18 protein-coding genes are annotated in these 21343 nt (G+C 32.2%); 9 read left to right on the forward strand and 9 right to left on the reverse strand.

Translation table 11 applies throughout. From position 1 onward, the window contains the following. Positions 1-8: 8 nt before the first annotated feature. The 3 genes from fusA to rpsL are packed head-to-tail and all read right to left on the reverse strand — an operon-like array spanning position 9 to position 3014. A complete protein-coding gene (fusA, locus tag FG167_RS01940) occupies positions 9-2135 on the reverse strand; it encodes an elongation factor G (RefSeq protein ID WP_203459791.1) in 2127 nt (708 codons plus the stop codon). A 6-nt stretch (positions 2136-2141) separates the two neighbouring features. Beyond that, positions 2142-2618 (reverse strand): 30S ribosomal protein S7, encoded by a 477-nt coding sequence (gene rpsG / locus FG167_RS01945; RefSeq protein ID WP_203459792.1) that lies wholly within the window; start codon positions 2616-2618, stop codon positions 2142-2144. A 21-nt stretch (positions 2619-2639) separates the two neighbouring features. Further along, positions 2640-3014 carry a 30S ribosomal protein S12 gene (gene rpsL, locus FG167_RS01950; protein ID WP_008269190.1) on the reverse strand — a complete coding sequence of 125 codons (375 nt, stop codon included), beginning with the start codon at positions 3012-3014 and terminating at the stop codon, positions 2640-2642. A gap of 180 nt (positions 3015-3194) precedes the next feature. On the opposite strand from rpsL, the gene FG167_RS01955 reads away from it, so the two are divergent. From FG167_RS01955 to rlmB, 7 genes are all read left to right on the forward strand, one after another. Further along, complete coding sequence (locus FG167_RS01955) at positions 3195-4889, forward strand: hypothetical protein (RefSeq protein ID WP_239004428.1); 1695 nt, start codon at positions 3195-3197, stop codon at positions 4887-4889. Between the two features lie 120 nt (positions 4890-5009). Beyond that, on the forward strand, positions 5010-8120 hold the full coding sequence (locus tag FG167_RS01960; RefSeq protein WP_203459793.1) for a SusC/RagA family TonB-linked outer membrane protein: 3111 nt from the start codon (positions 5010-5012) through the stop codon (positions 8118-8120). 13 nt (positions 8121-8133) lie between these two features. Next, the gene (locus tag FG167_RS01965; RefSeq protein WP_203459794.1) at positions 8134-9627 is read left to right on the forward strand and encodes a SusD/RagB family nutrient-binding outer membrane lipoprotein; all 1494 of its coding nucleotides are present in this window, start codon (positions 8134-8136) and stop codon (positions 9625-9627) included. Positions 9628-9640: 13 nt separating this feature from the next. Further along, on the forward strand, positions 9641-10495 hold the full coding sequence (locus FG167_RS01970) for a hypothetical protein (RefSeq protein ID WP_203459795.1): 855 nt from the start codon (positions 9641-9643) through the stop codon (positions 10493-10495). Between the two features lie 23 nt (positions 10496-10518). Beyond that, positions 10519-11388, forward strand: coding sequence for a hypothetical protein (locus FG167_RS01975; RefSeq protein WP_203459796.1), 870 nt, complete (start codon positions 10519-10521; stop codon positions 11386-11388). 80 nt (positions 11389-11468) lie between these two features. After that, entirely contained in the window at positions 11469-13097 is a 1629-nt protein-coding gene (locus FG167_RS01980; RefSeq protein ID WP_203459797.1) for an aryl-sulfate sulfotransferase, read from the forward strand. 60 nt (positions 13098-13157) lie between these two features. Further along, positions 13158-13892 (forward strand): 23S rRNA (guanosine(2251)-2'-O)-methyltransferase RlmB, encoded by a 735-nt coding sequence (rlmB, locus tag FG167_RS01985; protein WP_203459798.1) that lies wholly within the window; start codon positions 13158-13160, stop codon positions 13890-13892. 110 nt (positions 13893-14002) lie between these two features. Here the strand turns inward: rlmB and FG167_RS01990 are convergent, their stop codons facing one another. Further along, entirely contained in the window at positions 14003-14755 is a 753-nt protein-coding gene (locus tag FG167_RS01990) for a rhomboid family intramembrane serine protease (protein WP_203459799.1), read from the reverse strand. A gap of 134 nt (positions 14756-14889) precedes the next feature. Here FG167_RS01990 and FG167_RS01995 point away from each other — a divergent pair, with 134 nt between their 5' ends. Further along, positions 14890-16167 carry a replication-associated recombination protein A gene (locus FG167_RS01995; protein ID WP_203459800.1) on the forward strand — a complete coding sequence of 426 codons (1278 nt, stop codon included), beginning with the start codon at positions 14890-14892 and terminating at the stop codon, positions 16165-16167. A 19-nt stretch (positions 16168-16186) separates the two neighbouring features. Here FG167_RS01995 and FG167_RS02000 read toward each other — a convergent pair whose 3' ends face one another. From FG167_RS02000 to radC, 4 genes are all read right to left on the reverse strand, one after another. Continuing rightward, positions 16187-17095: a hypothetical protein gene (locus FG167_RS02000; RefSeq protein WP_203459801.1), complete on the reverse strand. Its 909-nt coding sequence runs from the start codon at positions 17093-17095 to the stop codon at positions 16187-16189. 106 nt (positions 17096-17201) lie between these two features. Further along, complete coding sequence (locus FG167_RS02005) at positions 17202-17891, reverse strand: YjjG family noncanonical pyrimidine nucleotidase (RefSeq protein ID WP_203459802.1); 690 nt, start codon at positions 17889-17891, stop codon at positions 17202-17204. After that, positions 17881-19182: a polysaccharide deacetylase family protein gene (locus FG167_RS02010; RefSeq protein ID WP_203459803.1), complete on the reverse strand. Its 1302-nt coding sequence runs from the start codon at positions 19180-19182 to the stop codon at positions 17881-17883. The genes FG167_RS02005 and FG167_RS02010 overlap by 11 nt, the downstream gene beginning before the upstream one ends. A gap of 98 nt (positions 19183-19280) precedes the next feature. Next, positions 19281-19979 (reverse strand): DNA repair protein RadC, encoded by a 699-nt coding sequence (gene radC, locus FG167_RS02015; RefSeq protein WP_055442894.1) that lies wholly within the window; start codon positions 19977-19979, stop codon positions 19281-19283. 95 nt (positions 19980-20074) lie between these two features. Here radC and FG167_RS02020 point away from each other — a divergent pair, with 95 nt between their 5' ends. Further along, on the forward strand, positions 20075-20674 hold the full coding sequence (locus FG167_RS02020; RefSeq protein WP_203459804.1) for an FMN-binding negative transcriptional regulator: 600 nt from the start codon (positions 20075-20077) through the stop codon (positions 20672-20674). Here the strand turns inward: FG167_RS02020 and FG167_RS02025 are convergent. Beyond that, positions 20667-21314, reverse strand: a complete 648-nt coding sequence (locus FG167_RS02025) for a hypothetical protein (RefSeq protein ID WP_203459805.1) — start codon at positions 21312-21314, stop codon at positions 20667-20669. The genes FG167_RS02020 and FG167_RS02025 overlap by 8 nt on opposite strands. Positions 21315-21343: the final 29 nt, after the last annotated feature.

Genomic DNA, 21343 nt, shown 5'->3' on the forward strand with positions numbered 1-21343 from the left:
TTAACTTTTTAAGATTGTTCTCCTTTAGCTGCTTTAATTACTTCTAAAGAAATATTTGAAGGAGTTTCCGCGTAATGTGAAAATTCCATTGTTGATGTTGCACGACCTGAAGATAATGTTCTTAATGTAGTAACATAACCAAACATTTCAGATAATGGTACAGTTGCTTTTACAGTTTTTGCACCAGCTCTATCTCCCATATCACTTACTTGACCTCTTCGTCTATTTAAATCACCTACAATATCACCCATATTTTCTTCTGGAGTAATAACTTCTAGCTTCATAATAGGCTCCATGATTACCGCTTTAGCAGCTTTAGCACAGTTTTTAAATCCTAATTTTGCAGCTAATTCAAAAGAAAGTTGATCTGAATCGACATCATGATAAGAACCATCTCTCAATGTTACTTTCATTGCATCTACTTCAAAACCTGCTAATGGTCCATTTACCATTGCCATTTTAAATCCTTTTTCAATAGAAGGAATAAATTCTTTAGGAACGTTACCACCTTTAATTACGGATTCGAATTGTAAACCTACAACACCTTCATCAGCTGGTTCTACAGTAAATACGATATCTGCGAATTTACCACGACCACCAGATTGTTTCTTATAAACTTCTCTATGATCTGCTGCTTGTGTAATAGCTTCTTTATATTCAACCTGAGGTTGCCCTTGGTTTACTTCTACTTTAAACTCACGTCTTAAACGATCTACAATTACATCCAGGTGAAGTTCACCCATTCCTGAAATAATAGTTTGTCCTGAAGCTTCGTCTGAACGAACAGTAAAGGTAGGATCTTCTTCTGCTAATTTAGCTAATCCTATACCTAACTTATCCACATCTGCTTTAGTCTTAGGTTCCACTGCGATACCAATTACTGGATCTGGGAAGTCCATCGATTCTAAAACGATAGGATGATCTTGTGAAGAAAGTGTATCTCCTGTTTTGATAGATTTAAATCCAACAGCAGCTCCAATATCTCCAGCTTCTATATAATCAATTGCATTTTGCTTATTAGCGTGCATTTGATAAATACGAGAAATACGTTCTTTTTTACCTGAACGGTTGTTTAACACATAAGATCCTGCATCTAAACGACCAGAATAAGCTCTAAAGAATGCTAAACGACCAACAAAAGGATCTGTAGCAATCTTAAATGCTAATGCAGCGAAAGGCTCATCTACACTTGGCTTACGAATTTCTTCTTTTTCTGTATCTGGATTCATACCAACAATACCTTCCTTATCCATTGGAGAAGGTAAGTAACGACATACAGCATCTAATAAGAACTGAACACCTTTATTCTTGAAAGCAGAACCACAAATCATAGGAATGATAGCCATATCCATAACAGCCGCTCTAAGTGCATTATGCACTTCGTCTTCTGTAATAGAATCTTCATCTTCCATGAATTTCTCTAAAAGATTCTCATCATAACTTGCTACTTCTTCAATTAAAAGTGCACGGTATTTACGAGCTTCTTCTTTCATATCCTCAGGAATTTCGATAACATCGAAAGTTGCTCCTTGAGTCTCATCATGCCATACAATAGCACGATTCTTTACTAAATCTATAATACCTTTAAAATCTTCTTCGTCACCAATGTTTAAAACGATTGGCACCGCGTTAGATTTTAACATATCTTTTACTTGTTGACAAACTCCTAAAAAGTCAGATCCTTGACGGTCCATTTTATTAACGAAACCAATTCTTGGCACTTTATAGTTATCTGCTAATCTCCAGTTAGTTTCAGATTGAGGCTCCACACCATCTACTGCACTAAATAAGAACACTAAACCATCTAATACACGTAACGATCTATTTACCTCTACAGTAAAATCAACGTGACCAGGAGTATCAATAATATTAAAGTGATAATCCTTAGTATCAGGAGTTGGCTCTGCATTTTCTAATGGAAACTTCCAAGTACAAGTTGTAGCTGCAGACGTAATAGTAATACCACGTTCTTGCTCTTGCTCCATCCAGTCCATTGTTGCTGCACCATCATGTACCTCACCAATTTTATGTGAAACTCCTGTATAATAAAGTACACGCTCTGTTGTTGTAGTTTTACCTGCATCAATATGAGCTGCGATACCTATGTTTCTTGTATATTTTAAATCTCTTGCCATTTCTTATTAAAATCTAAAGTGAGAGAATGCTTTATTTGCTTCTGCCATTTTATGAGTATCTGTCTTTTTCTTAACAGCTGCTCCTTCTTCTTTAGCTGCTGCTAAAACCTCTGAAGCTAAACGTTGTGCCATAGATTTCTCGTTTCTTTTACGAGCATAACTAATTAACCACTTCATTGCTGTTGATACTTTTCTGTCTGGACGGATTTGCATTGGAATTTGAAATGTTGCACCACCTACTCTACGACTACGTACTTCTACGTGAGGCATAACGTTAGATAAGGCATCTTTCCAGATTTCTAAAGCTGTTTTTTCGTCATCTGTTTTCTTTTCTTCTACAATTGCAATTGCATCGTAAAATACTTTAAAAGCTATAGACTTTTTACCATCCCACATCATCATGTTAACGAAACGAGTTACTAACTGGTCGTTAAATTTTGGATCTGGCAAAAGCGGTCTTTTCTTCGCTGCTCTTTTTCTCATGTCTTCTTCTTAAAGTTTAAATTACTTCTTAGGGCGTTTTGCTCCATACTTAGATCTACGTTGTGTTCTACCTGCAACACCTGCTGTGTCTAAGGCACCACGAACGATGTGATATCTAACTCCTGGCAAATCTTTTACCCTTCCACCTCTAACCAATACTATCGAGTGCTCTTGTAAATTGTGTCCTTCACCACCGATGTATGCATTAACCTCGTTACCGTTTGTTAAACGAACCCTTGCTACCTTACGCATTGCTGAGTTAGGTTTTTTAGGTGTCGTCGTGTAAACACGAGTACACACACCACGTCTTTGTGGACACGAATCTAAAGCAGCCGATTTACTCTTCTTGGTTATTTTGGCTCTTCCTTTTCGTACTAATTGTGAAATTGTTGGCATATATATTATATATAAATTTTAAAATCCTCTTCTTAGAGGGCTGCAAATGTAGGAATTAATTTGAAAAAATCAAACTTCAACCCATTAATTTTTCAGAGAATTTAAAATTTAAGTTTCAAACTATATTATTTTTGTGGTTTTTCCGTTAGATTTACATTATAAAAAAGTTTTCATATATCTGTGACTAAGCCTTTCTTTTTATTCCTATTCCTATCTTTTCTATTCGCTTCAGAAGCAATTAGTCAAAATCTATACTTAAAAGTTACTGGTCAATCGGATAGAGAAACAAGTATTCTAGATTCTATAACTTACAAAAAAATACATCTGGAATTAAATTCCATTATACAGGAAGTAGATTCCCTTCAAAAGCAACTTTATAAAATTGGCTATATTGAAAATGAGTTGAAACAACTTCGTAAAGAAAATGATTCTACCTACTTCGGGATTTTCGATTTAAAACAAAATTATAAAGACATCCATATATATTATAAGGAGGACTTCATTAAGAAATCTATCCTTGAGGAAATTTCTTCGGAAGTTTATGATGATTATTTTGTTTTACCTTTTAATGAGATCGAAACTTCACTCTATTCCTTAAACACTAAAATTAGCGATCTTGGTTTTCCGTTTAGCGAAATTACACTTCAAAATATCTCTATAAAAAATACAACGACTTTAAAGGCTTTTTTAGTTTCCAAAGAGATCATAACAAAAAGAAGTATCGACAAAATAATTTTAAAGGGCTATGATAAATTCCCTAAAGCGTATTTAAAGCATTATTTAAAATTAAAAAGAAAGCAAACTTTTAACCTTTCAGAAATCAAACAGAAGACAGAAATCTTTAAAGAATTAAAATTTGCAAATCAAATAAAAGAGCCTGAAGTACTTTTTACTAAAGATTCTACAATACTATATATATATGTAGAAAAAACGAAAAGTAATAATTTTGATGGTTTTTTGGGATTTGGTTCTAATGAGACAACAAATAAAATTGATTTTACCGGTTATCTAAATCTAAACTTAAACAACAACCTAAATTCTGGAGAGTCTTTTCAACTGATTTATAAAAGCGATGAAAATGAGCAAAAGACCTTTGATGTCAATTTAAATTTACCGTACCTCTTTAATTCTCCTCTTGGAGCAGAAGTTGGCTTGAAAATATTTAAGAAAGATTCCTCCTTTACCACCGTAAATCAAATTGCTAAATTATTTTACCAAATAAATCCGCAAGCAAATATTTACCTTGGCGTTAATAGTACAAAATCTAATAATTTGTTAAAAGAAGAAAATGTCATATCCCAAATACAGGATTACAACTCTAATATATACAATTTAAGGTTTACTTATAATAAGCTTCAAAACAATTATCTCTTTAATAAAAACCTTTTTTTGGCTATTGAAGCAGGTAATGGGAAAAGAAGTTATGCCAACAACACTGAAAACCAAACGCTATTATTTATTGATGCCTATAAAATTTTTAATCTCAATAAAAAGAATAGTGCTTATTTAAGAATTAATGCTTCGTCGCTGCTTTCTAAAAACTATTTAGAGAATGAATTATTTAGGTTTGGTGGTATTAACTCCATTAGGGGTTTTGAAGAAAACAGTCTTACCGCTTCACTTTATGGACTTGCAAACACAGAATATAGGTACCAACTTAGCAATTCTCTGTACATACATTCTATTATTGACTTCGCTTATTTTGAAAACGAGCTTACCACACAAAAAGAAAAACTATATGGTTTTGGCTTTGGCTTTGGTTTACTAACCAAAGCAGGTATATTAAAGTTTAATTACGCAAACGGTAAGAGCGAAAATCAAAAGTTCAAATTTTCCAACTCCAAAATCCACCTAAGTTTAACAGCGGTTTTTTAACTTAATATTGTGTTTAAAAGTGCTGATTTTAAAAAAAAATCGAAATTTTAACCAATTATTATTGTTTTATTAACTTTTTATTATGATTTTTGGCATAGACTAATTCAAATAAAATATAAAATGAAAACAAAGTTTAGTGGAATTTTAACGCTATTACTGGCGTTTGTTGTGCAATTTACGTTTGCACAAGGAAAAACAATTTCGGGAACAGTTTCTGATGAAAATGGATTGCCTCTTCCAACGGCAACAATAATTATTCAAGGAACTACTACTGGGACATCAACCGATTTTGATGGTAACTATTCAATAGCTGCGAGTCAAGGTGATGTATTAATTTTTAGTTATGTTGGTTATGCCAACCAAAATCAAACTGTCGGTGCATCTAACAAAATAGATGTTTCTTTACAACCTGACAACACTTTAGATGAAGTTGTTGTAACAGCAATGGGTATTAAAAGAAAGAGAGACGAGATTACTACAGCAAATCAAGTTGTGAAAAGTGAACAATTAACACAAGCTAACAATCCTGATATTATTCAAGGTTTAAGTGGTAAAGTTTCTGGTTTACAAATTAACACTACTTCTGTAGGAGTAAATTCTGATACTAGAATTGTTCTTCGTGGTGTTCGTTCAATTACAGGGAACAACCAAGCATTAGTTGTTATTGATGGAGTTATTTCAACAGCAAATTTCTTGAAGTCGATTAACCCTAACTCAATTGAAAGTGTTAACGTTATTAAAGGTGCAAATGGAGCTGCATTATATGGTTCTGATGGATCTAATGGTGTTATTATTGTAACAACAAGAAAAGGTAGTGATTCTGCTAGTAAATTTACAGTAGATTTTAAATCTTCTGCTGATTTCGAATCGATATCATACACTCCAGATAGACAAACTAGATATGGACAAGGATGGTCAGATCCAGATCAAGGATTTACAAATTTCACTTATGAAAATGGAGGATGGGGACCTGAATTTGATGGTTCTCCAGCAACAATTGGTTTACCTCAAGCAGATGGAACTTATGTAGTTGCTCCATATTCATCTTTGGGTGCAGACAATATTGAAGGTTTCTTTAAAACTGGATTAACGTTACAAAACCAAGTATCATTATCTGCAGGTGATGCTGACGGATATATTAATATCTCAGCACAAAAACAACAAACAGACTTCATTATTGAAGGAGATGAGTTGTCTAAATCTACTTTTAATTTTAAAGGTGGTAGAACTTTAGGAAAATGGGGAGTTAGTGGAAATGCTACATACTCATCAGCTAAAACAAAAGAAGCAAGTAGTGATTTATATGGAGAGTTATTGCAAACTGCAACAAACATTCCAATAGAACAATTTGAAAACTCTGGGAACGAAGGTCATTGGAATGGATACTATTTCAACCCTTACTGGATGAGAGATAATAATAGAGAAGATTCTAGAGTAGAAAGAATTAACTTGTTGACAGACTTGACATATGCTTTTAATGATAATATTAGTGCAGTTTTAAGACCTAATGTTAGAATTACAAATTCAAATTCTTTAAGTCACGAAGCTTTTTACGAAGATCCTGCTTCTGTAGTAGCAATTACAGGAAATACGAATCGTAACCAACAATCTTCTTTTAGAAGACAAAAAAGTACTTGGAGAGATTATTATACAGACTTCCTTGTTAATTTTGATTATGAATTAAGTGAAGATTTTACATTAAAAGCTAACCTTGGTTTAAATAATCAATATAACTATTATGATTATTCTACAATTGGTGGATCTAATTTAACAATACCGGGATTATATACATCATCCAATTTATCAAGTGGGTTTGATGACACTATTACTTATGATAACCATACTTTTAAAAGAAAATATGGTGCATTTGCTAATTTAGATATTGGATTTAAAGATTACTTATTTTTAAATGCAACGGCAAGAAATGACTGGACTTCAGTTCTTTCTGAAGAAAACAATAGTTTCTTTTATCCTAGTGTAGGATTATCATTTATTCCTACTAAAGCAATTAGTGGTTTAAAAAGTGATGTATTGTCTTATTTAAAAGTTTCAGCAAGTTTTGTAAAAGTAGGAAATGATGGTGGTATAGAACCATATGAAATTAATCCAACTTTCACCCAAGCAGGAGGTTTTCCATACGGAACGATTAACTCTTTTGTTGTAAACCCAGAAACGGTAGATCCTAACATTAAGCCAGAATTTACAGAATCGGTAGAATTTGGTTTAAATGCTGAATTTTTCAAAAGACGTATTACTTTAGATGCTAGTGTATTCTCTACTACTACTACAGACTTAATTACTGCAATTGCCCCTAGTTTAACTTCAGGGTTAAGTGGATCAACAATTAATATTGGTCAAATGGATAGTAAAGGTTTCGAAATTGATTTAGGTGTAAAAGTTTTAAAATCTGATGATTGGAATTGGGACGTAAACATGTCATATTCTACAAATGAATCAACTGTAGTTAAAGTAAGTGACCAAGCCGATGAAGTATTTGTTGGAGGTTATACAGACGCTAGACTTGCAGGTATTTATGCTGTAGAAGGTGAACAGTTTCCAACAATTAAAGGAGCTGCATACATTAGAGATGATCAAGGACGTGTTATAATTAACGCTGCTACTGGTACTCCTGAAGTTTCAGTTGAACCACAAATACTTGGTCATAGTAATCCAGATTATATCTTAGGTTTAAACACAAAATTACGTTATAAAAACTTAACGCTTTCTGGAACTTTTGACTATAGAACAGGACATCAGTTCTATTCTCAAACAAAATATGATATGACTTGGCCAGGACACATAGTGGAGACTGGAGACAATAGAGGAGCATTCTTATTTCCTAATTCATCAATAGAAGACCCTAGTAATCCTGGGCAATATATTGCTAACACGAGTGTAACATCAGCAAATACACCAGCTGAATTAACTCAATTTTACAGTACTTATGTTGCTAGTGTTGGGGAGAATAATGTATTAGATGCTACTGCTTTTAAAGTAAGAGAATTATCTTTAAGATATGACTTAGGTCAAAAAATGTTAGACAAAACACCTATATCAGCTGTAAGTTTTAGTGTAATTGGAAGAAATTTATTTACAGTATTACCAAAAGAAAATAGAGGTTATGCTGATCCAGAATCTAACTTTACAACTGGTAACGCTCAAGGTATTAGTAGTACAGGTCAATATCCTGTTACACAATCTATAGGTATGAGTTTAAACGTAACTTTTTAAAAATAAAAAGAAAATGAAAAAAATAACAAAATATTTAGCTCTTATAGCTATCATAATCTCGGTTTCTTCTTGTGAAGAATATCTAGACATAAATGAAGATCCTATTAACCCTACTGCAGATTCTACGCCACCAGACTTATTATTAGCTGGTGCGTTAGCGGAGTCTTATGCTGCTTCTCTTCCTAGAGGAGGAAATCAATTAGGGAATTTATACATGCAAAGTTGGGCTGGTGATGCTACAAACTTTACTGGAGCATTTCAAAATGAGTACGCTCTTGATTTAAATGCATCATTTTATTCTAGTATTTGGGATGGTTTATATTTAAGAACTGCAACATTCCAAACTATGATTGATAATAATGACCCTGCTTATACTAATTATAATGCGATTTCTAGAATAATGAAATCATATTATATGCAATATATTGTAGATTTATATGGTGATGCGCCTTACAGTCAAGCTCATAAATTAGGTAGTATTCTTACTCCTACTTATGATGTTGATTCAGAAATTTATGGTGAATTATTAAGTTCAGTAAATACTGCTATTGATTTAATTAACAACCCATCTTTAGATGCGATTACGCCTAGTACTGAGGATATCGTATATCAAGGTAACATGCAAATGTGGTTAAAATTCGCTAATACTTTAAAGTTAAAGTTATTAGTTAGACAAAAAGGAAGTGGAATATACAATAGTCAATTTGCTTCTTTAAATGGTGCTAGTTTTATTGGTATGGGTGAAGATGTAACTATCAACCCAGGTTACCAAGATGCAGAAAACAAACAAAACCCACATTACAATTTATTTTATGCAGTTGGTGGTACAGCTAATCAAAGTAGAACTTTAGTTGTTGGTTCTGATTATGCATTGAAATTTTTAACAGGTGGTGTTACTGAAAATGCAATTAGTACTTCAGTTTATGACAATAGAGTTACTAGATTATATGAGCCAGTAGATGGAGATTTTGTTGGAATACAACAAGGTGCAAACAGCATTCCTGGAAATTTAAAACCAGCTAAAATTGGTCCTGGAATTGTAATTAGCTCATCTCAAGATGGTTATTTAATGACTGCAGCTGAAGCTTTATTATTACAAGCTGAAGCAAGAAATAATGGAGATTTAACTTCAGGTCCTGCAGCAGATGTTTTATTTAGAGATGCTATTAGATCATCATTTAGTTTATTAGGTGCAACTGACGTTGAAAATTATATCAATTTAAGTGAAAACACTAATCGCATTGGATGGACTGGTACTGCTAATAAAATAGAAGCTATTCAAACTCAAAAGTGGATTGCTTTAAATGGAATTAATGGATTAGAATCTTGGATTGAATATACAAGAACAGGATATCCTGCAGTTCCTTTAGCTATTACTGCTGGTAGAGCAGCTAGACCAAACAGATTATTATACCCATCTTCTGAATACGCTGGTAACTCAGCAAATGTTCCAGAACAAACAGAAGATAGCGCATTCAATACTAAAATATTCTGGGACGTTAACTAAAAAAAAAGAAAAGATGAAAAATTTTAAATTATTTATAGTAACTCTTGTCCTATCGGGAATCGCAAGTTCTTGTTTAGTTGATGATGAAGCACAGACTATAACAGGTAACACACCTTACATAGTAGGTTTTGATACAGCTTCTTCAACTAATAGTTATTTCCAAGATGAAGGTGTAGTTTACAAAGAATACCCTGTATCTTTAAAAGGAAGTCCTACAGGTGATAATTATGATAAAGATATAGTTATTAACTATTCTATTGATCCATCTTCTACTGCTGTAGAAGGTCAAGAATTTGATTTTGTAGATACTAGTGGAGGTTTAACAATTCCTGCTGGTTCTGATTATGCTTTATTTCCTTTAGATATTAATACAGGAAATTTTGACACGGAAACTCCAACAGAGCTTATCATAAACATAACTACAACTACTACAAACACTATTGTTTCACAACAATATAGTAGTTTAACTGTTAAGTTTGTAGGTTGTTTAGCAACTGTAGAAGCAAACACATACAATGTTAATGTGACTTTTACAAATTATGACGGAGTAGTATCACAGTATACCCTTCCTGGTCAAACTTTAGAATTAACTTCAACTCCAAATGTATATATAACTGATACAACGCCTCCTTTTGGCCCTGGTGAATTAGCTCCTGGTTATGATGGTTATTTGTTCGAAGTTATTTGTGGAGAAGTATTTGTAGCTTCACAAGCTTTAGGAGGGTACTATGGTAATACAGTAGAAGGGAATTTAGGTTCTAATCTACCTGCAGGAACTGTAGATAGTATTACTGGAGATATCCACATTGAATATAACGTTTGTTATGATCAATGTTACATATTAGTACTAGATTATATTAAACAATAACATATAATAAAACTTAATTAAAAATGGAAAAAAATATAAAATTTATTTCGAAAATAATACTAGGTTTTAGTTTAGTGTTATTTGCTTCATGTGATGTGATTGATGATGATATTGCAGCTGTTACAGCTAAACCAATTGTTTCATTACAATCTGCATCTACTTTAGAATTAACTGAAATAGGAGCTAGAACGTCTATAACATTAAATGTAAGTCAAGCTATTGCAGAACCTATCTATCTTGCACTTAGAACTAAGTCTGGTGCTTTAGATATGGACGATTATTCTATTCATGATGATGTTACCGACTTTAGTTTTGTTGGTAGTAACTATACAGGAATGGAAGCATCTGATGGATTACATTTAGGAGGACCTGTTTCTTATGCTATTATTATTCCACCTTACTCAACAGAATATACTTTTGAAATAGAGGCAACTAACGATTTAATCTTTGAAACAGCTACAGAAAATGGTGTTTTAGAAATTGTTGCTGCAGCTAGTAGAACAGCTATACCAGTTGATGGAGCTTTAAATTTAAATGTATCAGTTGAAGATTTTATTTACTGTACATGGCTTTTAGAAACATCTGACACTTATGGTGATGGTTGGAACGGTGGTTATGTTGAAGTTATTTCTGATGGAATTACTACTCAATATGCTGCATCAGATGTAGGTCCTGGAGTAATTGACGCTTTTAACATCAATATTGGTGATGGTTCTGATTACACTATAACTTATGTGTCTGGAGGAGGAACTGGAGCTGGTCCAGGATGGGAAAGTGAAAACTACTTCAAATTAACTGCTCCTGATGGAACAGTATGGGAAGAAGGTACTATGGATTATTCAGGTATTCCAACAGCTGGTGTTATCACTACTGGGACTAATGTTTGTCCATAATTAAAACTTAATCTTACGATTAACATATCTAAATGCCACCTAATTTATAGGTGGCATTTTTTTTTTAAAATTAAAATGCAATGAAAAAAAAATTATTTTTAGTACTTTTAGTTTTTAATAGTATAGTTACTTTTAGTCAAAATACTATTGGTACTCTAACTAATGAGCCAGGATCTTATAATGGCTATACACTTTTTAGTCCTAATAATTCTACCAAGTCATATCTTATCAATAATTGTGGCGAAATAGTACATCATTGGACAAGTACTTTTACACCTGGCTCATCCGTATATCTTTTAGAAAACGGAAATTTACTACGAACAGGACAAATTGATAATCCAAATATTACTTTTGGTGGTGTTGGAGGTAAAATAGAGTTATTTGACTGGGACAATAACCTTTTATGGGATTATAGTTACTCATCTAATCTAGTAAGTCAACATCACGATATTTACCCATTACCAAACGGAAACGTTTTAATGTTAGCCGTTTCAACCATGACACAAGCGCAAGCAATAGCAGCAGGAAGAGATCCTTCCTTAATATTAGATGGTAAAATATTTAATGAACAAATTATAGAATTAGAACCTATTCTTGGTACCAATACAGCAAATATTGTTTGGGAATGGAATATAAAAGATCACATAATTCAAGATTTTGATAATACAAAAGCTAATTTTGGTGTAATTAATGACCATCCAGAACTTTTAGATTTTAATTTTCTAAATAATGAAATTGGTCATGCAAATTGGCTTCACTTGAACTCTTTACAATACAACGAAAACTTAGATCAAATTATTTTAAGCTCACGCCTTTTAAGTGAGTTGTACATTATTGATCATTCTACAACCACCACTCAAGCTGCATCTAGTTCTGGTGGAAATTATGGAAAAGGTGGGGATTTTCTTTTTCGTTGGGGAAACCCTAAATCCTATGATAATGGTAATGAAACAGACCAAAGGCTATTTAGTCAACACCACCCACATTGGATTCCAGATGGACTCAATGATGCTGGTAAAATTATGGTATTTAATAATGGTAATTCCTTAAGATATTCATCGGTTGATATTTTCACTCCTACGGTTAGCTCCCCTGGTGTTTATGAATATGATGCGGTTAATGGTTATGGACCATCAGCATATGATTGGACTTATGTAGATCCTGTTGATCCTCAAAATTTCTTCTCATCTATCCTTTCAAACGGACAACGTCTTCCAAATGGAAATACTCTTATTTGCGATGGTGATTCCGGTTATTTTTTTGAAATAGACCAATCTAAAAATATAGTTTGGGAATATAGAAATCCAGATACTAATAATGGTATACTATCACAAGGAGATACACCTTCCGCAAATTTTACATTTAGAGCAAAAAAATTCGCTTTAGATTACCCTGCTTTTATTGGAAGAGATTTAACACCTGGCAACCCTATTGAATTAAACCCCGATTTAAGTGGTTGTTCTATATTAAGTATTTCTGAAATCACTTTTGAAGAAATACATATATATCCAAACCCAACTAATGGTATACTGAATATTAAAACAACAAAGACAATTGAAAAAATAGATTTATTTAATATGTTAGGGAAGTTAGTGCTTTCCAAAGAAAATGTAAAAGAAATAGATTTATCCAATCTAGTTACTGGTATCTATATTGCGAAAATTTATGGTGAACATAACATAATTAGTAAAAAAATCATAAAGCAATAATTTGTTTATTATTTCTAAAACCATCCTTATTAAGGATGGTTTTTTTATACCTTTGCATTAATGGAAAACAGTACACAAATATTTGGTATCAGAGCAGTTATCGAAGCAATAAATGCTAAAAAGGCTATTGATAAAGTTTTTATTCAAAAAGGGCTTCAAGGAGAATTATCTCATGAACTAGAAGCGCTATTAAGGAAAGAAGGAATTAATAACTCCTATGTTCCCGTAGAAAAACTAAATAGACTCACAAAAAACAACCATCAAGGTGTTGTTGCGCAAATTTCTCCTATTGCATTTTATGACCTAGAAGATCTTGTACTAAATGTTATAGAATCTGGTAAAACGCCACTATTTTTACTCTTAGACCAATTAAGTGATGTACGAAATTTTGGTGCTATTATTAGAACTGCAGAATGTACAGGAGTAGATGGTATAATCATTCAGAAAAGTGGAAGTGCTCCCGTTAATGGAGATACTATAAAAACAAGTGCTGGAGCCGTTTTTAAAATTCCTATTTGTAAAGTAGATCATATCAAAGATGCCATGTTTCTTTTACAAGTTTCCGGTATAAAAGTAATTGCTGCTACAGAAAAAACAGAGAATACACTTTATGATGTTTCCTTTAAAGAGCCTTGTGCTATAATAATGGGAAGTGAAGGTCGAGGAATAAATCCTTCGGTTTTAAAACTTGTAGATGCTAAAGCAAAATTGCCATTACTAGGTGAAATAGAATCTTTAAATGTTTCTGTTGCCTGCGGTGCTTTTTTATACGAAGCGATTAGACAACGAAGATAAGTTTACAGTCTCAATAAGCAGTTTTGAATACCTGTAAAAGTGGAAATCTAAAAACCATAATAATTCTTCTTTGAGTTAGTCTTAAGATTATGCAAACAAAATAGCATAGGCTAATCTTTATTTTCTTTAAAAGTATAGTGAATTGTAGGACCTCCCTCCTTTTGAGTTGTGGTTTCCATTTCTTGAAGTAATTCAGGTTCAGGTTCTACCAATTCTACAAAGTTTCCGTTTGCATCAAAATGTCTTAAAAATGGGTCATCTTCTTCATTGAAATCTTTATGTTCCCAAACATATTTTTTAGGTTTCGCAATTTCTCTTCTAAATAGAAATGCGAATAATAATCCCGTTAATAAACCAGAAAAATGTCCTTCCCAAGAAATACCTTCTTCAATTGGCATCGTATACCAAACCATACTTCCATAGAGAAATATAACTAATAATGAAAGGGCTATTAGTCTAAAGTGTTTCGCCAAAATTCCTTTAAAAAAAGTAAAACTTACCAGCACGTAAATAAGTCCGCTAGCTCCTATATGGTAAGAGGGTCTACCAATACACCAAGTTAAAAACCCCGAAAGTAAGATTCCGTAGCACAACACTTTCCAAGCAATTTGCCTATAGAAATAAAATAAAGCCGTAGAAAGCACAAATAAGGGAATGCTATTAGAATACAAATGTTTTATTCCAGAATGTATAAACGGACTAAAAAATACACCTTGCAATCCCGAAAGCCTTTTAGGATAGATACCATGGCTATTTAAATTTACATGGAAACGTATTTCAAACCAAAAAACAATCCAAAGTACTAACACAAATGCTATTGGATACCCTAAAACTCCTGTTGTAAATTTAAACTGTTCTTGCATATTTTAAAGATAGCAATTTACTGTCCAATATAATGTAGCGTGATAAATTGTCAGCACAAGATTTTCTATTAAATTTATAATAAAAAGTGACGAAGAAGATTCCTGCCTACGTAGGAATTTGTAATTTTACATTTATGAATGAACCGCTAGCAGAACGTTTAAGACCAAAATCTTTAGAAGATTATATTAGCCAAACACACTTGATTGGTGAAAATGGCTCATTAACCAAACAGATTAAGCTAGGTTTAATTCCCTCGATGATTTTATGGGGACCACCAGGAATTGGAAAAACAACCTTAGCCAATATTATTGCTAATGAATCTGGCAGACCTTTTTATACTTTAAGTGCTATAAATTCTGGTGTTAAAGATGTTCGAGAAGTCATTGAAAAAGCAAAAAAAAGCGGTGGTTTATTTACTACAAAAAACCCTATTTTATTTATTGACGAAATTCATAGATTTAGTAAATCGCAACAAGATTCTTTATTACAAGCCGTAGAAAAAGGATGGGTAACTTTAATTGGCGCTACTACAGAAAACCCAAGCTTTGAAGTTATTTCTGCGCTTTTGTCCCGTTGTCAAGTATATATTTTAAAAGCTTTTGATAAAAACGATTTAGAAGCACTTTTAAAGCGCGCAATAGAAAAAGACACGTACATATCTCAAAAAAACATAACCCTTAAAGAAACAGATGCTTTATTGAAGCTATCTGGTGGTGACGCAAGAAAGTTATTAAATATTTTTGAGTTGTTAGTCAATGCAGAAGAAGGTGACAAAGTGGTTATTACTAATGATAGTGTTTTAGAAAAAGTACAAAACAACACGGTACGTTATGATAAAACAGGAGAACAGCATTATGATATAATTTCTGCATTTATTAAATCTATTCGTGGCAGCGATCCTAATGGAGCGGTTTACTGGTTAGCTAGAATGATTGAAGGTGGTGAAGATGTGAAATTTATAGCTAGGCGTTTATTAATTGCGGCTAGTGAAGATATTGGTAATGCCAATCCAACAGCATTAGTTATTGCTAACAACACCTTTCAAGCAGTTTCTACTATTGGCTATCCAGAATCTCGAATTATATTAAGCCAATGTGCTACGTATTTAGCCTGTTCTCCAAAAAGTAATGCTGCATATCAAGCAATTGGTAAAGCGCAACAACTAGTGAGAGAAACTGGCGATTTGTCTGTGCCAATAGAAATAAGAAATGCACCAACCAAATTAATGCAAGAATTAGGGTATGGTGACAATTATAAATATGCACATAACTACGAAAATAATTTTGCAAAACAAGAATTCTTACCAGACGAAATTAAAAACACGAAATTATACGATCCTAGCAATAATGCTCGAGAAAATGCACATCGTGAGTTTTTAAAACAGCGATGGAAAGATAAATATGGTTATTAGTTATTCGCTGTAGCGGAAACTAAAACTTAATATTTAATATTTTAGTTTGAAGCTTTTCGTTTTCGTAATATTCTAAAATCCAAGTCGCATCTAATTTATAGATAATAGCATTTTTACCTTCTACAATAAAAACATTAGACATTCCTGTTTCTTTAATTTTGTATACTACTTTAGGAGTATTATCTACTAACTGAAAACCATTCACTACTTTTTGTGCATATAAAATATGTAAACTATTTGTTTCTGTTTTCACAATAACGGGTTCTTTTACGGCAACCTTTTGAACCACTTCTTCTTGAACCACTTCCTTTATTTCTAACTCCTTTTTAACTTGGTTTGCAGTAACTATTTCTTTTTCTTCTATTACTTGAGCGACTTCTACTTCTGCAACTTTTTCCTCTTTTAAGGTTTTAATTTCTTCTTTTAGTTTTTCAATCTCCGCTTTACTTTCTTTTTCTGGTGTTTTTCCAAAGGCCAAAATAGATGGACTCTCTTTGTATTTATAGGTAAAGCTGTCAAAAGATTTAAAAGCTTGTCTTAATGCTAAAGTATAAGCTACTTGATAATTTTTATCTTTAGATTCACCAACAGCAGTAGTAAAAACGATACTATTTTTACAATCTTCTAGTTGCACTCTTAATTTAGAATAAAAAAGTCCAGATGAATTTAGCACATTCGCTTTTAAAGCTAAACAAGGGTTTAAAATGACTTCGTCTGGCAATGTAGCATCTTCCATTATGGTGATAAAACCATACTTTTCTAGAAGTAATTTTGTTAACGTATTTAATCTATATTCATCTGCTTTATCTAAAAAGTCAAAAGTATTTGGTACAATTACATATTTGTAATTATTAATATTTGTTTGTGCATTTGTGAAATTACTACTAAACATTATTATGCTTAATAATAGGATGATTTTAGTCTTCATTATATTTAAATATAAAATTTTAATTTCGTTACAAATATACAGTTTGCCAAGTTGTAAAATTCTCTTCGTTTGGTAAACTAAGAATCGGCTTTAAGACACTGTAATTTTAAAAATAGTTTTTCAATTCTAATAGGCTATCTACTTTCTTAATATTAGCATCTAACGGAAAATCATGATAGTTAAAACAAATAGCATCGATACCAAAGTTTAAAGCGCCAATAATATCTGCTTCATAATTATCGCCAATCATGATACTTTGAGGTTTAGTAGTTTTTGCCAAATCTAATGCATGATTAAAAATTATAGGATTTGGTTTTTTTACACCAACCATTTCACTATTAGTAACCGTTTTAAAGTAATTACTAATGTTTGCATTTTTTAATTTTTCATTTTGCACTTGATGAAAACCATTTGTGATAATATGCAGATTATATTTTGGTTCTAAATATTCTAGAAGGTCAATAGTACCTTCAAATAAATGGTTAAAACTAGAAAGGTGTGTAATATAATCTTCAGATAACTGAAGAATTAATTCTTTTTCTACGGAAATATTTACCGCTTGAAAAGTATCATTAAGCCTAGCAAAGCGCAAAGATTCTTTATCAATCTTTTCTTCTCTATAGAGTTTCCAGTAGTTTAAATTTATTGGTTCATAATGTTTTAAGAATTCAGAAACATCTATATCTACTTTATTTATTTTGAAGATTTTCTCGAAAGTTAAACCCGAGTTTTTATCAAAATCCCAAAGTGTGTGATCTAAATCAAAAAAAATATCTGTTATGTTTTTATACATCATTTGGCGATTCTATAATAATATTAAAAAGTTCTTTGAAGCCTTTCCATCTTTCTATATCACTAAACGTATAATTATGAAAAACAGGAATAAAATGCCCATTCACTTTCTTTACTTCTCTCATAATTTCATTTAAAACCTTCTTTTTATCTAAAAGCGAATTGGTTTTAAGCAACGCATAATCTAAAAGCGTATACGAATGTATTTTTAAGGGGGTTTGCACTTCATAATCTAAATCGTAAAAGAAAAAAGGCGTACATGTTCCTGCTCTAAAACCTATATGATTTACAAAGCCCATGGTATAATCATTTGGTACTTCTAACTCTACTAAATTTCTATACGATTCCGGAAGGTTTAGTTTAGAAAACGAATTTCGAGAAGCTAATAACGAAGTATTAATTATCGCTTCCATTTTTTCCTTTTCCTTTTTTAAGGTTTGAAAATTAGATACTGCAAAATAGGATGCCTTTAATCCTACAATACTATAATCTGCAACTTGCTTTATTAACGACACAAATTGTGCTTTGTTTACATTTATATTTTTATCGTATGTAGAATAATCTCCAATTAAAAAGAAAAAAATAAATTTAAAATCAGATTGTTTCTGTTTGTTTAAAAGGTACTTAAATGTATCAAATGGATCTCTTTGTAATCCAAATAAAACCGAAAATCGAGTATACAGTCTTTTAAACTTAAAGGTCACTAAATCATTAATTGTTCCGCCAAAACTTCGCATTAAACCTTTTTGCTTAAAACTATATGCTTCAGGAACATCTATTATTGGCTTTACTTGATATTGTTTTGTTGTAAATGAATAATCTGGATAGTTTTCTTGTAATGCATCCTTAAACTTGTAGGCCCAAATATCTACAATGGGTTGCTGTAAAAAATTATTTTTAAAGGCGATACTTTCTTCTGCTGTAAAGCGACCATATTCATCTTTTACATGTGGTAAATATTCTTCATATCTAGAAAGCAGATAAAAGGATGCCGCAAAAACATCATAAGGCAAAACGCTTATTTCTCCTGCAGGAAAAAAGCCTTTTGTGTTTCCCCAATCTTGCACATGAATATCCACATCATTTAAACCTTGCTCAAACAACAACTCATTACTGCGTATAAATACCTCGTGACTTAATGGTTGTTTGGTATAGGATATTTTTAAACTATCATGTGCAATAAAATCTTCAATAGTAGTTGTAAAGGTTACAGGAAGTCCTAAAATTCGGGTACAAATATGCTTAAAAACATACTTTATTCTTGGTGTAATTTTATGTGTATATACTAATAGCATGTTTTTAGTCGCGGTATTCAGTTTGCCGTCTTCAGCCAAAAATAATCAATTTCCATTTTTAAAATCTAAATTTTTTGGATTTTAGTTTTTTAGAACGTTCACAATAGGGATTCATCAGCAAAGCTAAAGTATGCTTTTTCGGTTATAATAAGATGGTCTAGCACTTTAATATCTAAACTTTCTGCAGCTATTTTTAGTTTCTTGGTGAGTTGTTTATCGGCTTCGCTAGGTTTTAAAGTTCCTGAAGGATGATTATGTGCCAAGATAATTCCTGTTGCTCCAACTTCTAAAGCTGTTTTTAATGCTAAGCGCACATCGACTAAAGTACCTGTTATACCCCCTTTACTTAATTGGTTTTTCTGAATCACTTTATTGGAGTTATTTAAATAAACGATCCAAAATTCTTCATGAGGTAATTCGCCAATTATAGGTTGCATAAACTCGAAAACCGAAACACTAGATGTGATTTTATTTTTCTCTAAAGCCTCTCCTCCTCTACGTCTTCTTCCTAATTCTAAAGCCGCAGTGATACTTATTGCTTTGGCTTCTCCTATTCCTTTAAACGCCATAAGTTGTTTTATTGAGAGTTTCCCCAGTGCACTTAAATTATTATCTACACTTGCCAAAATACGTTTACAAAGAGCTACAGCACTTTCTTGTCGGTTTCCTGATCCTATTAAAATAGCTACCAATTCTGCATCGCTTAAAACTGCTTTGCCTTTATCGCGAAGTTTTTCACGTGGCTGATCGTCTTGACTCCAGTTTTTTATAGAAAAGGATTCTGGTTTACTAGACATATTGCTTGTTAATTACTATTTTTATAGAGAATAAATATAGAGAATATTTTCGATAAACAAAAGATACCGATTTCTAATCCTTAATTTCCACACTCTTGAAATATCCACCAAAACACCATCAAGATCCTGATACCCTTCATATGTTGGAGGTTATTAAAACCTATCCGCTTGCGACTGTAATTTCTGTGGAAGAAAACCAACCATACATTACACACTTGCCTTTAATTTATAGAGAGTCGGATGGTAAACTGATTGGTCATATTGATATATATAATCCGCAAACCAAATTAATGCAAGGCAATAAAGAACTTACCATACTATTTTCTGGACCGCAATGTTATATATCTCCTTCGGTGTATACCTCCACGCAATTGCCTACTTGGAATTACATAAAAGTGCACCTAAAAGGAACCGTAAAAGCCATTGACAATAAAGATGCTTTAATAGAATCTTTAGTTAAAATGACCGAATTTATGGAAACGCCAGAACATAAGTATGTGCTGGAAGCAGATAACCCAAGAATGGAAGGTGCTTTAGATTATATTAAAATGTTTGAAATTACTATCGATTCTTGGGAAGGTAAATTTAAACTCTCACAAGACAAAAAGGCTAAAGATACTGCTAACGCTAAAGCGGAATTGATTCGCGCTAGTCAGCAATCTATTAAGTCTTTTTTAGATCGTGTTTTTAGTTAACAATACTATATGACTCTAACCGTCTTTCTAGAAAATGTTGTTCCGTAGAGATAAAAGTCGTAGTATTTAAAACCAACCCGATACCCTCTGCATAGTAATAATGAGAAATACCAGGATATGGATTACCATCTCCGTCTCTTGCATATAATTCCATATCTAAGGTCTCAAATGTTCCAGCGTTTGTAGTTAGAACATGCGTATCTTCTGCTAATCGTAAATACTGAAGAATAGGACCACTCAAGTTACCTATTAATACTTCGTCATGATTCTCTCTAAGAAAAATAATGGTATTACTATCATCTACTAAACTTTCAGAATCTTCTCTAAAATATCTAAAGGATTCTCCGTTTAATGGATAATTAAGGGAATTAACATCGTTACCTGTTACAAAATATCTAAACTTAAAATAGGTTTCACCTTCTATTTCTTCTGTGGAAACAATAGAAACATTCTCAACAATAGTACTCGCTACAAAACTATCACTAGAGGTGTCTAAATCGTAATATCGATATTCCCATGAATTTCCAACAGTTAAAGCATAAAAATTATCTTCTGCTTCTGATGAATTATTATCATCATCATCAGAATTACAAGAAAAGAAAAGGGCAAAAAAGCATACAGTAAAAAGAATACGTTTCATATTTAATTGGTTTGGTTAATAAATTAAAA

This window comes from Lacinutrix sp. WUR7 (genome assembly GCF_016864015.1).
Lineage (GTDB): Bacteria > Bacteroidota > Bacteroidia > Flavobacteriales > Flavobacteriaceae > Oceanihabitans.

Coding starts and splice junctions, on each gene's coding strand:
- fusA (WP_203459791.1), bottom strand. CDS start 2,135: ATGGCAAGAGATTTAAAATATACAAGAAACATAGGTATCGCAGCTCAT.
- rpsG (WP_203459792.1), bottom strand. CDS start 2,618: ATGAGAAAAAGAGCAGCGAAGAAAAGACCGCTTTTGCCAGATCCAAAA.
- rpsL (WP_008269190.1), bottom strand. CDS start 3,014: ATGCCAACAATTTCACAATTAGTACGAAAAGGAAGAGCCAAAATAACC.
- FG167_RS01960 (WP_203459793.1), top strand. CDS start 5,010: ATGAAAACAAAGTTTAGTGGAATTTTAACGCTATTACTGGCGTTTGTT.
- FG167_RS01965 (WP_203459794.1), top strand. CDS start 8,134: ATGAAAAAAATAACAAAATATTTAGCTCTTATAGCTATCATAATCTCG.
- FG167_RS01970 (WP_203459795.1), top strand. CDS start 9,641: ATGAAAAATTTTAAATTATTTATAGTAACTCTTGTCCTATCGGGAATC.
- FG167_RS01975 (WP_203459796.1), top strand. CDS start 10,519: ATGGAAAAAAATATAAAATTTATTTCGAAAATAATACTAGGTTTTAGT.
- FG167_RS01980 (WP_203459797.1), top strand. CDS start 11,469: ATGAAAAAAAAATTATTTTTAGTACTTTTAGTTTTTAATAGTATAGTT.
- rlmB (WP_203459798.1), top strand. CDS start 13,158: ATGGAAAACAGTACACAAATATTTGGTATCAGAGCAGTTATCGAAGCA.
- FG167_RS01990 (WP_203459799.1), bottom strand. CDS start 14,755: ATGCAAGAACAGTTTAAATTTACAACAGGAGTTTTAGGGTATCCAATA.
- FG167_RS01995 (WP_203459800.1), top strand. CDS start 14,890: ATGAATGAACCGCTAGCAGAACGTTTAAGACCAAAATCTTTAGAAGAT.
- FG167_RS02000 (WP_203459801.1), bottom strand. CDS start 17,095: ATGAAGACTAAAATCATCCTATTATTAAGCATAATAATGTTTAGTAGT.
- FG167_RS02005 (WP_203459802.1), bottom strand. CDS start 17,891: ATGATGTATAAAAACATAACAGATATTTTTTTTGATTTAGATCACACA.
- FG167_RS02010 (WP_203459803.1), bottom strand. CDS start 19,182: ATGCTATTAGTATATACACATAAAATTACACCAAGAATAAAGTATGTT.
- radC (WP_055442894.1), bottom strand. CDS start 19,979: ATGTCTAGTAAACCAGAATCCTTTTCTATAAAAAACTGGAGTCAAGAC.
- FG167_RS02025 (WP_203459805.1), bottom strand. CDS start 21,314: ATGAAACGTATTCTTTTTACTGTATGCTTTTTTGCCCTTTTCTTTTCT.